This is a genomic window from Collinsella sp. CLA-ER-H5 (genome assembly GCF_040092375.1).
GTDB lineage: Bacteria > Actinomycetota > Coriobacteriia > Coriobacteriales > Coriobacteriaceae > Collinsella.
Genome location: NZ_JBBNLR010000004.1, coordinates 14,967 through 28,686, shown reverse-complemented (window position 1 = coordinate 28,686; position 13,720 = coordinate 14,967). Strand labels below are relative to the sequence as shown.

The 13,720-nt window shown below is 61.6% G+C and carries 13 protein-coding genes; 3 read left to right on the top strand and 10 right to left on the bottom strand.

Features of this window, described 5'->3' with window-relative positions; genetic code table 11:
• Window positions 1–45 precede the first annotated feature (45 nt).
• The 6 genes from hypB to AAAX31_RS02415 form a co-directional block, all read right to left on the bottom strand.
• Entirely contained in the window at window positions 46–729 is a 684-nt protein-coding gene (hypB, locus tag AAAX31_RS02440) for a hydrogenase nickel incorporation protein HypB (protein WP_117736066.1), read from the bottom strand.
• A 55-nt stretch (window positions 730–784) separates the two neighbouring features.
• Window positions 785–1,141 carry a hydrogenase maturation nickel metallochaperone HypA gene (gene hypA / locus AAAX31_RS02435; RefSeq protein ID WP_117565013.1) on the bottom strand — a complete coding sequence of 119 codons (357 nt, stop codon included), beginning with the start codon at window positions 1,139–1,141 and terminating at the stop codon, window positions 785–787.
• 6 nt (window positions 1,142–1,147) lie between these two features.
• On the bottom strand, window positions 1,148–1,939 hold the full coding sequence (gene tatC, locus AAAX31_RS02430; RefSeq protein ID WP_055285525.1) for a twin-arginine translocase subunit TatC: 792 nt from the start codon (window positions 1,937–1,939) through the stop codon (window positions 1,148–1,150).
• Window positions 1,939–2,532 (bottom strand): twin-arginine translocase TatA/TatE family subunit, encoded by a 594-nt coding sequence (locus AAAX31_RS02425; RefSeq protein WP_349076072.1) that lies wholly within the window; start codon window positions 2,530–2,532, stop codon window positions 1,939–1,941. Before AAAX31_RS02425 ends, tatC begins: the two co-directional genes overlap by 1 nt.
• Before the next feature lie 152 nt (window positions 2,533–2,684).
• Entirely contained in the window at window positions 2,685–2,999 is a 315-nt protein-coding gene (locus AAAX31_RS02420; RefSeq protein WP_349076070.1) for an STAS domain-containing protein, read from the bottom strand.
• Window positions 3,000–3,050: 51 nt separating this feature from the next.
• Window positions 3,051–4,355, bottom strand: a complete 1,305-nt coding sequence (locus AAAX31_RS02415; protein WP_117847893.1) for an aminotransferase class I/II-fold pyridoxal phosphate-dependent enzyme — start codon at window positions 4,353–4,355, stop codon at window positions 3,051–3,053.
• Between the two features lie 149 nt (window positions 4,356–4,504).
• Here AAAX31_RS02415 and AAAX31_RS02410 point away from each other — a divergent pair, with 149 nt between their 5' ends.
• Window positions 4,505–4,759: a hypothetical protein gene (locus AAAX31_RS02410; RefSeq protein ID WP_117847892.1), complete on the top strand. Its 255-nt coding sequence runs from the start codon at window positions 4,505–4,507 to the stop codon at window positions 4,757–4,759.
• Between the two features lie 86 nt (window positions 4,760–4,845).
• Here the strand turns inward: AAAX31_RS02410 and nhaA are convergent, their stop codons facing one another.
• The 3 genes from nhaA to AAAX31_RS02395 form a co-directional block, all read right to left on the bottom strand.
• The gene (nhaA, locus tag AAAX31_RS02405; protein WP_117847890.1) at window positions 4,846–6,204 is read right to left on the bottom strand and encodes a Na+/H+ antiporter NhaA; all 1,359 of its coding nucleotides are present in this window, start codon (window positions 6,202–6,204) and stop codon (window positions 4,846–4,848) included.
• Window positions 6,205–6,471: 267 nt separating this feature from the next.
• Window positions 6,472–7,395 (bottom strand): manganese-dependent inorganic pyrophosphatase, encoded by a 924-nt coding sequence (locus tag AAAX31_RS02400; RefSeq protein WP_117840131.1) that lies wholly within the window; start codon window positions 7,393–7,395, stop codon window positions 6,472–6,474.
• A gap of 121 nt (window positions 7,396–7,516) precedes the next feature.
• Window positions 7,517–8,470, bottom strand: a complete 954-nt coding sequence (locus AAAX31_RS02395; RefSeq protein ID WP_231500764.1) for an ROK family protein — start codon at window positions 8,468–8,470, stop codon at window positions 7,517–7,519.
• Between the two features lie 282 nt (window positions 8,471–8,752).
• Here AAAX31_RS02395 and AAAX31_RS02390 point away from each other — a divergent pair, with 282 nt between their 5' ends.
• Both AAAX31_RS02390 and AAAX31_RS02385 read left to right on the top strand, forming a co-directional pair.
• Window positions 8,753–9,472: a GntR family transcriptional regulator gene (locus AAAX31_RS02390; RefSeq protein ID WP_117840133.1), complete on the top strand. Its 720-nt coding sequence runs from the start codon at window positions 8,753–8,755 to the stop codon at window positions 9,470–9,472.
• 68 nt (window positions 9,473–9,540) lie between these two features.
• Complete coding sequence (locus tag AAAX31_RS02385) at window positions 9,541–10,479, top strand: type I phosphomannose isomerase catalytic subunit (protein ID WP_117840134.1); 939 nt, start codon at window positions 9,541–9,543, stop codon at window positions 10,477–10,479.
• Between the two features lie 278 nt (window positions 10,480–10,757).
• On the opposite strand, the gene AAAX31_RS02380 is transcribed toward AAAX31_RS02385, so the two are convergent.
• A complete protein-coding gene (locus AAAX31_RS02380; protein ID WP_117847888.1) occupies window positions 10,758–13,658 on the bottom strand; it encodes a UvrD-helicase domain-containing protein in 2,901 nt (966 codons plus the stop codon).
• Window positions 13,659–13,720: the final 62 nt, after the last annotated feature.

Here is a 13,720-nt window from a genome sequence, read left to right as displayed (position 1 = left end):
CTATCTCGTGTCTCTGCGGCTACGCCCGCCCGTATGGCGGCCGATTTACGCCCTTGCTTGCTCGATCTGCCCGATGAGCCAATCGCACCAGGCATCCATGCCCTCGCCCTTGCGCGCGCTCACGGCAAACCGCGGCGCCTGCGGATTGAGGTCATCGAGTGTCTTAGTATACCTATCCATGTCAAAATCGAAAGCCGGGGCCACGTCGACCTTATTGAGCAGCTGCGCGCCGGCGTGCTGGAAGATGCCCGGGTACTTGATGGGCTTGTCGTCGCCCTCGGGCACCGAGAGGATCATGATGGACAGGTTCTCGCCCAGGTCAAAGTCGACCGGGCAGACCAGGTTACCCACATTTTCGATAAAGATGACGTCGATGTTCTCCAGACCGACGGCCTGGTCGAAGGCGTCGACGGCCTCCATGATCATGTTGCCCTCGAGGTGGCACAGGCCGCCCGTGTTGATCTGGATGGCGGGCATGCCGGCTTCCTTCATGGTGATGGCGTCGACGTCCGAGGCGATATCGCCCTCGATAACGGCACAGCGCAGGCTGGCTTTGTCACGCAGGCGCTCGTTGGTGCCCAGAATCGTGGTGGTCTTACCCGAGCCAGGGCTCGACAGCACATTGATCACGTAGGTGTTCGTCTGCTCAAACCGCTGACGCAGCTGATCTGCCAGGCGCTCGTTGCGCGACAGAATCGGCGACGCGATATCAATCGTTTTCTCGGCCATACTTAGCGCTCCTTACTTTGGCCTTTTTATACCCCATCGCTAGATGGCGAGCGTGCTAATCGTCGGGGGTCTCGATCTCGATACTTGCGATGTCGAGTTCGCGGCCATGCAGCAGACGCACGTTGGCACCGCCACATTGGGGACAACGGCAATGGAAACGGTCGTGCTCAAAGACCTCACCGCAGTCCAGACACTCGCTTTGTGGATGGACTTCCTCCACGGCAAGCTCGCAGCCGCGCGTGAGCGGGTCCTCGTCGCGAAACGTCTCCCACGCAAAGTCAAGCGCCTCGCGCACGACCTCGGTCATATCCCCGATACGCAGCGTTACCAAAACGGCGCGCGAGGCCCCCGCCCCACGCGCCGCGCGAATCACTGTATCGAGTATGCCGTTGACAATGCCAACCTCGTGCATACCGATTTACTCCTCGTCGTCCTCGTCGTCCGAGAACAGGTCCAGACGGCTCACGAACAGGCCCTCCTTGCCCTCGCGCGCGGTAATGACCACGCGAGCGATGGCGAGCGAAATCTCGTAGAGCGAGAGCAGGGCGCCATACATGAGACCCAGCGTAACGGGCGAGCCGTCGGGCGTAATCACAGCCGAGCCCACAAGCAGGCCTACGTACACGTAGCGCCAGGCGCTGCGGAAGGCCGCATAGGACACGATGTGAAAGACGGACAGATAGAAGATGATGAGCGGCAGCTCAAACGCCACACCAAAGCCGATCATAAAGAGCAGCTCCATGTTGACGTAGTTCTCCAGGTCGGGCAGCGCCGTAGCGACGGCCGAGGTCTCGCCGATGAGCCACTCAAAGCCCGCCGGGATGATGATGAAATAGCAGAAGATGGCACCCAGGAAGAACAGCACCGTCGAGGCGAGCACCGTGGGCACGACCCACTTGCGCTCGTTGGGGCGCAGCGCCGGCAGGAAAAATGCCAGGATCTGCCAGATGATCATGGGCGTGCACATGACCACGGCCATCTTGATGGCCAGCGAGAAGCGCAGGCCAAAGCCGCCGAGTGTGGTGGTGATGTAGAACTTACCGTCCGGCACAAACGAGCGGATGGGGTCTTCCAGGATATCGAGCACCACGGGCGTGGCAAAGTACAGCACGATGGCGGCGGCAAACACCGACACGACCACGATGGTCAGGCGGCGACGGAGCTCTCCCAAGTGATCGAAGAGCGGCATACGAGCAGGTCCGATAGGCATTACTCATCGCCTCCCTTCGGGGCGTCGGCGGCAGCAGTCTCGGCAGCGTCCTCGGCCTCGAGCTCGCGAGCGAGCTGGTCGACGACGGCCTTGCGCTTGCGGGGACGACGGGCGTAGAGGTCAGCCGTCGTGGGCTCTGCCGGCTCGGGCTCGGGCCCTGCAGCAGGCTCGGGCTCGACGGCAGGCTCGGCGGCAGCGGCAGGCTCGGCCTCGGCACCCTCGGCCTCGGACTCCTCAGCAGCACCCTCGCCCTCGGCGGCAGCCTCGCTCGCGGCCTTCTCGGCAGCAAGGCGGGCACGACGCTCGGCAAAGGTCTCCTTCTTGGCGGGCGCTACCGTCTCGGCGGCATCCTCGTCCGCATCGGAATCGTCATCGACGGCAGCCTTCTTGGGCTTGACCGGAGCCGAAGCGGCCTCGCTTACCGGATCGATGATCTCGGACTGGACAACCGCCGTCATCTTTTCCTGCGTCTCGCGGAACTGACGGATGGCACGGCCGATCGTACGGCCCATCTGCGGGAGCTTATCCGGGCCAAACAGCAAAAAGCCGAAGACCACGATGATTGCCAGCTCACCTTCTCCAATACCAAACACACATACCTCCAAGGCTCGATGTGATTCGAGCCCGCACCGCGCCATTCGGCCGGAACTCGTCTATTCATTCGGTCAAGTATAGCGCCCGGACGCCAAAACGTCCGAGCGCATCACAAACATATGCCAAACGGCACGCCCTTTTGGGGCAGGGCTTATGCCGCCGTGATTGAGATCTCCTGGTCGACGCCCAGCAGCTGAACCACGCGCATCACCGGGGGCTGCACGTTGACGCAGCCAAAACGCTTGCCGTGATCGACTGCATGATGAGCAGCGCCCACGAGCACGCCAATGCCCGTCGAGTCGATATAGCTCACCTGGGCAAAGTCGAGCTCGACGGCCTCGGTGGGCTGCTCGAGCGCCAAGTCGATAGCGTTACGCAGGCTGTCGGCATTAGAGATATCGATCTCGCCGGTTACCTTAATGGTGTAGATCTCCGGCGTGGGGTTGGTGGAAATACCCAAATCCATGTATACGCTCCTTTACGTATCGAAAGTGCGGATAGTACGGGAAGCCGCGCGTTAGGCGCGCTCGGCACGCGCAAGCTCGGCAGCGACAAGCTTGACGGCCAGCACCAGCACATCGAGCGCGGCCTCCAGGTCCTCGACCGTGGGATAGCTCGGCGCGATGCGGATGTTGGTGTCGCGCGGGTCCTTGCCATAAGGCCAGGTGGCACCAGCCGGCGTGAGCTTGACGCCCAGGTCGGCGCAGAGCGCGGCGACCTTCTGGGCTGAACCCTCGGGACCATCGAAGCTTACAAAGTAGCCGCCGCGGGGGTGCGTCCAGGTGGCGCAGCCCGTCTCGCCCAGGCCCTCGGTGAGCTTGCGCTCAACGGCCTCAAAGCGCGGGCGCAGAAACTCGGCATGCTTTTTCATGTGCTCCTTGACCGCCTCGATGGTGGGAAGGAAACGCACGTGACGTAGCTGGTTGAGCTTGTCGGCGCTGATGAGGCCGGCCTTCAGGCGCTTGGAGAACTCGGCGATGACCGCGGGGCTCGCACCGATAAAGCCGATACCGGCGCCCGGGAAGGTGATCTTGGACGTCGAGGCAAATGCCACCACGCGGTCCTCGGTGCCCGCCGCGCGAGCGAGGTCAAAGATGTTTGCGAGCTCGTCGGTCTCGTCGTACAGGTCGTGCACGCAGTAGGCGTTGTCCCAGAAGATGCGGAAATCGGGTGCGGCCGTGGGCATCTCAACCAGGCGGCGCACAGTGTCCTCGCTAAAGGTGATGCCCGTGGGGTTGGAATACTTGGGCACGCACCAGATGCCCTTGATGGAATCGTCGGCGGCGACGAGGCGCTCGACCTCGTCCATGTCGGGGCCGTTGTCGGTCATCGCGACGGGGACGTTCTCGATACCCAGATCGGCGGTGATGCCAAAGTGGCGGTCGTAGCCGGGAACAGGGCACAGGAACTTGACCTTCTTGCCGTCGTGGGCAGCCTCGTAGGCATCCCAGGGCTCGCTGCCGCACGAGCCGCAGCGCCAGAACATACCGGCGATGTCGTGCTCGATCAGCAGGCTCGACGAACCCAGCACGAGCGTCTGCTCGGCGGGGCAGCCCAGGAACTCCCCCGCCAGCTTGCGTGCCGAGGGAATGCCCTCAAAGCAGCCGTAGTTGGAACAGTCGACGTTGCCGTCGTGCAGGTCGGCATCGGCATTGAGGATATCGAGCATGGGTCGAGAGATGTCCACCTGGGAGGGCGACGGCTTGCCGCGGGCCATGTCGAGCGCCAGGCCCTTGGCCTTGACCTCGGCGACCTCGGCTTTGAGCGCCTCGATGGCGGCATCGAGTTCGGTGGTTTCCATCTTCTGGTAGATCGTCTGCATGGGTGCGACCTTTCACGAAGCGGTACGTTGCAATTCTTCTAAGTATAGACCGCCACCGTCACAACGTTATGAAGCCGTGATAGATTAAGTCCATCGCAATAAATTACGAATCGCCGCGCATGCCGGCGTGAAGCGCCCAAGGAGGCACTATGGAGTACGGATCGTTCCAGGCCGAGGAATTCGGCGACCTGCAGCGCCTGGTCGACGGACTGTTTTACGACCGCCACACCATCGACCGCCTGGATCTCATCGTGCAGGCCGAGATCTTGGACCTCGCGCCCGATCTCATGGAAATCGTCAACCTGCTACCGCCCGGCTATTACGACCGCCAGTCACTTTGCGACCAGCTCAACTCCGCCTTGGCCGCCCACGGCTGGGGCGCCATCTACGGCACCGTGGAATAAGCCTAGTCATTTAAGAACGTCCCCAATGACTAAAACGCCGCTTGTGATGGTGTTCACAGGCGGCGTTTTCAAACTTGTATGTGCTCTTACTCGTCCTTGGGCGCGGGGTGTTTGCAGACCACGCTCATGTAGATCATGCCAAGCACGGCCGCGGTGACCGAACCGGCAAGGATGGCGGCCTTGGCAGCCAGAACCTCAAACTGGGCCGTCGGGAAAGCAAGACCGCTGATGAGAATCGACATCGTAAAGCCGATGCCGCCCAGAATGCCCACACCGGCAATCATGTGCCAGTTGACATTGCGCGGCAGCTCGGAAATCTTGAGCTTAACCAGGGCAAACGTCATGCCAAAGATTCCGATCGGCTTGCCCAGCAGCATGCCAAAGTACACGCCGAGCGTCACCGGGTCGGTGAGCAGCGTGCTCATGTCCACGCCCACTAGGCGAACCTGCGCGTTCACGAACGCAAAGATCGGCAGAATCACAAAGTTGACCGGCGTGGAGATCAGACGCTCCATGCGGATGAGCGGCGGGGTCACGCGGTGCATGACGCGCTCGACCTTGGTGGTCGAGACGGTAAAGTCATGCTGACCCAGGATGTGCGCCTCGTCATCGTAGCGGTCATCGAGCAGCGGCAGGCACTCCCCCAACCAATCGGTGAGGCTATCGAGCTTGACGCCGCACTTGGCCGGGATGGTGAAGGCCAGGATGACGCCGGCAAGCGTAGCGTGCACGCCGCTCTTGAACATGCAGAACCACAGCAGCAGGCCCAGCACCGAGTACGGGGCAAGGCGGTAATGCTGCGTCCTGTTGAGCCACACGAGCGCGCAGGTCACAAGCGCGGCGGCGCCCAACCAAAACGGATTGGGGCTCTGACCGTAGAAGATGGCGATGGCGGCGATGGAGATGAGGTCGTCGGCGATGGCGAGCGTCGAGAAGAACACACGCACGCCGTTGGGCACGCGATTGCCCAAAAGCGACAGCACGCCCAGCGCAAAGGCAATATCGGTTGCCATGGGAATGGCCCAGCCGTTGTGCGCGCCGGCATGGTTAAAGATCAGATAGATGCAGGCGGGAACGACGACGCCGCCCACGGCCGCCAGCATGGGAAGCATAGCCTGGCGCGGGTTTTTGAGCTCGCCGACCGTCATTTCATACTTGAGCTCAATGCCCACCAGCAAAAAGAAAATCGCCATGAGGAAGTCGTTGACGAAAAGCTCAACGGTGAGACCGGCCGTAAGGTTGCCCAGACCCACATACAGCGGGGTCTCCAAAAAGTGATGGATGGCCTCGTAGGCATCGGTATTGGCGCAAATGACGGCGGCGATGGCGGCGAAGACCATGACGGCGGCGGAAATCGTGCCGTTCTCGGCGATGCGCTCCCAGATGTCGTGGCGCTCAAAACGCTTGCGCTCACGAACGTTGAACAGCTGCTCAGTTGCTGCCATGGGCGGCTCCTTTCACGGGAAAGCTCCCGTCTTAAAAAAGCACGGCCCGCCCAAGTGGCGGCGCCGCGCTCTAACGTATTACGCTTGCATCTAGCCTACCCTGCACGACAAGCACGCAGGCGTGACCGAAAAGCGGAACCACAGGTTGAACATTATTTGCTCAACGGCACGGGCACGCCTGTCCAAGAGACAACGCGGCACCGCGCACAAAAAACGACCGGAGCGCGGGGCGTCCGCGATCCGGTCGTGGCGTTTGGTCAACTAAACCTAGCAGGCGGCCATGATGGGGGCAGCGACCTGCTTCTTACGGGAGAGGACGCCCGGCATCCAGACGCCGTCGTGCTCGTCGGCAATGCCCAGACCCTTCTGAGCAGCCTCGGTCTCGCCCTCGAGCAGGACCTGCGAGCCCTCCTCCATGATGTCGGTAATGCACAGGACAATGCCGTCGGCACCCTTCTCGGCGGCGTAGGCGCGCATGGCCTCGCGGATCTCGTCAATCATGCCAAGCGCACGGCTCTTGTCGACGGTCTCGTACTGGCCGATGAGCAGCTTCTTGCCGGCGGGCTCGAACATCTTGATGTCGTTGCCGACCATCTCGGCTGCAGTGAAGGAGCCGGACGGACGGGTGAGGAAGACCTCCATGCCAAACTTGACCGGATCGACGCCCACCTGCTCGCCGAGCTTGGCGGCGACGGCGCGGTCGACATCGGTGGTGGTGGGGCTCTTGAGCATGAGCGTGTCGGTCATCATGGCCGAGAGCAGCAGCTTGGCCTGGACGTCGGAAAGCTCAACGCCGAGCACGCCGGCAAGCTTGGTGACGATGGTGCAGCTGGAGCCCCAGGGCAGGCAGATGTAGTGCAGCGGACCGGCGGTCTCGAAGTCGCCGATGCGGTGATGGTCGATGACGCCAAAGACCGTGGCGTCCTTAAGGCCGGCGACGGACTGGGCGGACTCGTTGTGGTCGGTGAGGACGACGAGCTGACCGGCCTCGACGGAATCAATCACGCGGGGCTCGGCAATGCCAGCGTCGGCGAGCAGCTTGGCGGACTCGGCCGGAAGCTGACCAAGGGCGCAGGCCTCGTAGGTGTTGCCGGCATACTCAACCTGGTTGAGCAACTGGGACAGGACGAGTGCGCTCATGATGGCGTCGTTATCGGGGTTCTGGTGACCAAAGACAAGAACGTTTGCCATGGATATCCTCCACTTGATATGTGTACTTGGACGTAGCTATGGTAGCACGCCGATGCCGAGCCTTCGCAGACGGAAGGGCCACGGCATATTTTGGGGCGCAGCCTTGGCCTCCTTGCACCAGCTATTTGCCGGCGGCGCGCAGGGCTACGTAGGCGGCACCGATGATGCCGGCGTCGTTTCCGAGCGAAGCGACCTTAATGGGCGTCTCGCGCGAGGCGGAAAGCGCGTACTGCTTAAAGTGCTCGCGAACCTTGTCGAGGTAGACATCGGCCGAGGCAGAGGCGCCGCCGCCGATGAGGAACATCTCGGGATCAACCACGTTGGCAATAAGCGCCAGTGCGCGACCGAGATAGTCGGCCATGGTATCGGCCGCGGCCAGCGCAAGCTTGTCGCCCTCGCGGCAGGCCTGGAACACGTCCTTGGAATCGGAGGGGCCGGTGAGCTCGATGGGGTCGACGCCCGCCTTCTTGCACTCGGCAAGGTAGTTGCTCACCACGCCGGTGGCGCTGGAATACTGCTCCAGGTGGCCATGGCCGCCGCAGCCGCAGGTGCGCTCCTCAGCCGGGTTCAGGCACATGTGGCCGATCTCGCCGCCAGCACCCACAACGCCCGATACCACATCGCCGTTAACGATAACGCCGCCGCCCACGCCGGTACCGATGGTGACCATAACTACGTTCTGCACGCCCTTGGCAGAACCGAGCCAGGCCTCGCCCATGGCAGCGGCGTTGGCATCGTTCTCATACTTAACGACCGCATCGGGGCAGTGCTCCTGAATGGCGACCCTCAGCTCGGGCAGGTTAATGGCAATGTTGGCCTTGACCTTGGCATCGCCCGACGCCGGGATGGGACACGGAACGGCCAGGCCAATGCCCGCCACAAAGGCACGCGGAATCTGTGCCTTGGCGACCACCTGGTCGATAGCCTCGGTCACCGCGGCAAAGCCCGCAGCGTCAACGATAGGAGGCGTGGGCACGCTGGCCTTGGCAAGCAGGTTGCCGTCCTCGTCGAACAGGCCCTCCTTAACCGAAGTGCCGCCGACGTCGATGCCGATGTAGTACTGCTTAGGTTCCATGGGAGCCCGCCTTTCTCGTTTAAACATTGCCTGTATGGTACCGCTCCCAAGGCAAAAACCTACCAAAAAGGGACAGGTTTGTTTTGGCAGGTTTTATCTGGGAAAACGCGAATGGCCGCTTAACACGACATTACTCAGATGTTTATCTATTTAGAGCGCTCTAATTTATATGCAAAGCGACTTTTAATTATATCTTTCTCGAACTTTTTAAATATATAATAGGGATGCTTAGGTGTTAACTATACTTTCTTTTATACTCAACCAAGTTGGAAAGGAGGTTCCATGATTCCCAAATACGAGGCGATAGCTGCAGATATTCGTCGCACTATCGAGGATGGCGCTCTTAAACCGGGCGACAAGCTTCCTACCGTCGTTGAGTTCTGCAAGCTCTATAACGTTTCCAAAATCACCGTCAAACGAGCTATTGAACAAATCACCGAAGAAGGTCTTATTACCAGCCGGCGTGGATCGGGTACCTACGTTAAGGACACGGCGGGGCTTCCCGGCCAGGCGTTTTTCCAGGGCAAAAACGACCGTGCCCAGGGTTTTTCGTATGAGCACCGCGGGGAGAAGGTGACCTCGGTGGTCTACGATTTCTCGATCGTTAATCCACCGGCGGACATCGCAGCCCAGCTGGGAATTGCCGAGGATGACTTTGCCTATCACGTTGTGCGCGTGCGCCAGGCCGATGAGAAGCCCATCGTTATCGAGTACACCTACATGCCCCTCGAGCTGATTCCGGGGCTGAAAAAGAAGGACCTGTACGGATCGGTCTACCGCTTCATCCGCGAGCAATGTGGGCTGAAGATTTCGAGCTTCCACCGTACCATTCGCGCCGTGGCAGCAACCGAGGAAGAAGCCGAGCGTCTGGACACCAAACTTGGCTCTCCCCTGCTCGAGCTCACCCAAATTGGCTTTTTGGACAGCGGCGCCGCCTTTGAGTATTCGATCTCGCGCAACGTTGGCGACCGCTTTGAGTTGCACAACGTAACGTTGGCATAGGTTTTTGTAGTCACGCGGGCGCTCGTTTTGAGCTGTTTTGTGCAACGCCCGCGCAACATAATGGGGGTATGAATATGTCCGATTTGATTAAACTGACGCCGATCTTCCACGAGAAGATCTGGGGTGGCCGCCAGCTCGAAACCGTATTTGGTTACGACATTCCCGAAGGTCCCATCGGTGAGTGCTGGGCCATCTCGGCCCATCCCAACGGTGACTGCCAGATTGCGGAGGGACCGTACGCCGGCCACACGCTGTCGTGGCTGTGGGCCGAGCACCGCGAGCTCTTTGGCAACTGCGAGGGCAAGGAGTTCCCGCTGCTCATCAAGATTCTGGACGCCAAGGACGACCTTTCGATCCAGATTCATCCCAACGACGAGTACGCCGCCGAGCACGAGAACGGCAGCCTGGGTAAAACCGAGTGCTGGTACGTGCTGGATTGCGAGCCCGGCGCCACGATCATCGTCGGCCAGCGTGCTAAAGACCGCACTGAGGCCGCACAGATGATCAAGGACGGCCGCTGGGACGACATGCTCAACGTACTACCGATCCACAAGGGCGACTTTTTCCAGATTGATTCCGGTACCGTTCACGCCATCAAGGCCGGCACGCTCATTTTGGAAACGCAGCAGTCGAGCGACGTGACGTATCGTCTGTACGACTATGATCGCCCGGGCACCGACGGCAAACTGCGCCCGCTGCACATTAAGCAGAGCCTCGACTGCATCGACTTTGACGTCCAGGCCCCGGTCGATGGTACCGTGACCGCGCCCGAGGTGGACGGCGTGACCGAGCTCGAGTCTAACCCCTGCTACACCGTCGATCGCGTGCGTGTCGACGGCAGCAAGATCCTCGACCAGCGCTGGCCCTTCATGTGCCTGTCGGTCATCGACGGCGAAGGCACCGTCTGCGGCGACCCCGTCCACAAGGGAAGCCACCTGCTGGCCCCGAACACCGTCAGCTCCATCGACCTCGAAGGCAAGATGGAACTGATCATCAGCCACCTCTAGGTCGCAGCAACAACCAAAACGCAACAAGGGGCTCCCCCGTCCACCAACGGAGGAGCCCCTTATCCATATATATCAGCCCACCCGGCTCTCCAGATCAAAAAAGCGGACGAGCAGAGCGACGTTCGCAAGCAACGTTATCTAAGGACCTGGGCGGGCGTATGGGGCAACATCGATCGCGAGTTCCGCACGAGCCGGAGAGCACTTAATGTGCTCTCCGTGCGAGCAGGACTGCCCGAGCAGGCGATGTTGCCCCATACGCCCGCCCAGGTCCGCCGGGATCACGACAGCTTGACGATCGGAGCAAAGCCCTTCATAAGCTTTTTGGTCTGGCCGGTCTTTTCGAATTGGACCTCGATCATGTCTCCGACGACCGAGAGCACGGTACCCGTGCCAAAAGTCTTGTGGCTCACGGTATCGCCCGCGGCAAAGTCCTGCGATGCGCTGGCACGATCGACCTTGCGCTCCACCGTCGGGGACACCTTGGACGACGGCTTTTTGGCTCGCGGCGCACCCGAACCAAAGGTCGAGGCAACACGGCCGGCATCGGGCGAAACCCCACGATGGCGCTCGGTCCCGTAGCTGCTGCCGCCAAAGAAATCGTCAAAGCTCGATCCACCACGTGAACCAGAACCGCCGGTCGAGCGCGTATGCGAACCAAACACCTTGCCGCCATACATGTCCGAGCCCATACCCGATCCAAAGGTGCCGTGTCGGTCGCCGCGTTTCTCCCAGCCCGTGCCCTCAAAACCGGCAGAACCGATGCCGCTAAACTCGATATCCTCAAACGGAATCTCGTTGAGGAAGCGCGAGCGCGGGTTGGCAGAGGTCGAGCCGTAGGTGCGACGCGTGGCCGCATAGGTCAGGAACAGGCGCTTGCGAGCACGCGTGATGGCGACGTAGGCCAAGCGACGCTCCTCCTCGAGCTTGCCCGGATCGTCACTACCGCCAAAGTCGTGCACGTGCGGGAAGATACCCTCCTCCATGCCGGCCACGAACACCGCCGGGAACTCCAGGCCCTTGGCGGAGTGGATGGTCATCATGGTAATGGCATGCGTCTCGCCGGCCAGGGAATCCAAGTCGGAGCGCAGGGCCAGCCACTCCATGAGCGCCGGCAGCGCCTTACAGGTGAGCGGACCGTAGGTGCGCTCGATCTCGTCGGCATGCACGGCACCCGCCGGCATCTCCGTCGGCGCGGCATACGCGTTGCCCGCGATGGCGGCGGCCAGGGCATCCTGCGGAGACAGCGCCGGAGCGGCCAAGCTATCGAGCGGATTGGAGCCCGCGGCGTCACGCGCGCCAACGAGCGCCTCAAACGAGGATACCGGGGCAGATGGCCCCGGTTCGGGCGCAGGCGCGCTCACCACGACAGGCTCGGGCTCGGCGCTAGCAGGCACATCGGCAACACCGGCAGCGCGCAGCTCTTCCAAGCTCTCGAGCGTACCTTCGATATCCTCGTGCGTCTCCTCAAATTCGGCGGCGACGCCCAGGAATTCCTGGATGTTCTCGGCGCGGCTCTCGGACTCCATGGTGCCCTCGGCGCGGAAAGCCTGCAGTAGGCCCGTCTTATCGACAATCATCTCGACAACGTCCTTGAGCTCGCCGTCCATGCGGCGACCCTCGCGCACCAGCGACACAAAGCTCGACAGGCCATTGCGCACCTTGGCGCTAAACATACCGGTCTCGGCGCACGCGATCTCGCAGGCCTGGAAGAACGAGCAGCGGTTGTCGCGCGCCAGCTGCTCGATCTTTTGGATCGAGGTGGAGCCGATACCACGGCGAGGTGTGTTGATGACGCGCTTGACGCTCATCTCGTCGGCCGGGTTCACGATCATCTTGAGGTAGGCCATGACGTCGCGGATCTCGGCACGGTCGAAGAATCGCGTGCCGCCCACAATCTTGTAGGGCACGCCCGCGCGCAGGAACATATCTTCGAGAATACGCGACTGGGCGTTGGTACGGTAGAACACGGCGATGTCGTCGTAGCTCGTGCCCTTGGAGTGCAGCTTCTCGATCTCACCGGCAATCCAGCGGCCCTCGTCGCGCTCATCGCTCGCCTGGAAGGCCTGGATCTTCTCGCCATCGCCCTCGGCCGTAAACAGGCGCTTGTCCTTGCGCTGCGAGTTGTGGCGCACCACGGCGTTGGCGGCGCTCAGGATGTGACCCGTGGAACGATAGTTCTGCTCCAGCTTGACGGTCTTGCAGTTTTTAAAGTCCTTCTCAAAGTCCAAGATGTTGGTGATGTCGGCGCCACGCCAGCTATAAATGGACTGGTCATCGTCGCCTACGACCATGAGGTTTTGGTACTTGGCGGCCAGCAGGTTGGCGATCTCGTACTGGACGTGGTTGGTGTCCTGATACTCGTCGACGCTAATGTAGCGGAAGCGCTCTTGGTACTTATCGAGCACCTCGGGACGGGTGCGCAGCAGCTCGAGCGCGCGCACGAGCAGGTCGTCGAAGTCCATCGCATTGGCGGCGCGCAGGCGGCGCTCCAGCTCTAGGTAGACCTGCGCGGCCTTTTTGTCGTTGGGGCTATCGGCGCTCTTGAGCATGTCCTCGGGGCCGATCATGGCGTTTTTGGCCGAGCTGATCTTGCTGCGGATCATGTTGATGGGGAACTGCTTTTGCTCGATGCCGAGCGCCTGCATAATGTCACGCACCATGCGCTTTGAGTCATCGTCATCGTAGATGGTGAACTGGCCGGTGTAGCCCAGCAGGTCGGCGTCCTCGCGCAGCATGCGCACACACATGGCATGGAAGGTGCACACCCACATACCGCGGGTGCCGCTGGGGATGAGCGCTGCCAGACGCTCGCGCATCTCTGCCGCGGCCTTGTTGGTAAACGTGATGGCAAGAACCTGCCAAGGCTTAACGCCCAGATCGCCGAGCATATGTGCGATGCGGAAGGTCAAGACGCGGGTCTTGCCCGAGCCGGCGCCGGCGAGCACCAGCAACGGGCCCTCGGTGGTCAGGACGGCCTCGCGCTGGGCGGGATTAAGGCTGTCGATGTCGACGAGCGGCTTGGCGGGCTTGGGCGACGGCACGGGAGCGTCGTAGATGTCGAGCGGAACGAGCTCGGGCTCCGGCGCAGCGGGGGCGGTGTATGCATCGAACGGCACGGGTTCCGGCGCGGGCGGAACGGGTACCGTGGCGTTCTTTTCCCAGGGCAGGGGCTGGGTCATGGGCGACTCCTCATCTGACGGACGGCGCGCCTGCGGGCGGCGCCATAGTTTGAGCCGTACCA

Bases quoted from the DNA above. Each gene is read 5' to 3' on its own strand.
- AAAX31_RS02390 (WP_117840133.1), top strand. From the start codon at position 8,753: ATGATTCCCAAATACGAGGCGATAGCTGCAGATATTCGTCGCACTATC.
- AAAX31_RS02420 (WP_349076070.1), bottom strand. From the start codon at position 2,999: ATGGATTTGGGTATTTCCACCAACCCCACGCCGGAGATCTACACCATT.
- AAAX31_RS02400 (WP_117840131.1), bottom strand. From the start codon at position 7,395: ATGGCAAACGTTCTTGTCTTTGGTCACCAGAACCCCGATAACGACGCC.
- AAAX31_RS02385 (WP_117840134.1), top strand. From the start codon at position 9,541: ATGAATATGTCCGATTTGATTAAACTGACGCCGATCTTCCACGAGAAG.
- AAAX31_RS02380 (WP_117847888.1), bottom strand. From the start codon at position 13,658: ATGACCCAGCCCCTGCCCTGGGAAAAGAACGCCACGGTACCCGTTCCG.
- AAAX31_RS02415 (WP_117847893.1), bottom strand. From the start codon at position 4,355: ATGCAGACGATCTACCAGAAGATGGAAACCACCGAACTCGATGCCGCC.
- nhaA (WP_117847890.1), bottom strand. From the start codon at position 6,204: ATGGCAGCAACTGAGCAGCTGTTCAACGTTCGTGAGCGCAAGCGTTTT.
- tatC (WP_055285525.1), bottom strand. From the start codon at position 1,939: ATGCCTATCGGACCTGCTCGTATGCCGCTCTTCGATCACTTGGGAGAG.
- hypB (WP_117736066.1), bottom strand. From the start codon at position 729: ATGGCCGAGAAAACGATTGATATCGCGTCGCCGATTCTGTCGCGCAAC.
- hypA (WP_117565013.1), bottom strand. From the start codon at position 1,141: ATGCACGAGGTTGGCATTGTCAACGGCATACTCGATACAGTGATTCGC.
- AAAX31_RS02410 (WP_117847892.1), top strand. From the start codon at position 4,505: ATGGAGTACGGATCGTTCCAGGCCGAGGAATTCGGCGACCTGCAGCGC.
- AAAX31_RS02395 (WP_231500764.1), bottom strand. From the start codon at position 8,470: ATGGAACCTAAGCAGTACTACATCGGCATCGACGTCGGCGGCACTTCG.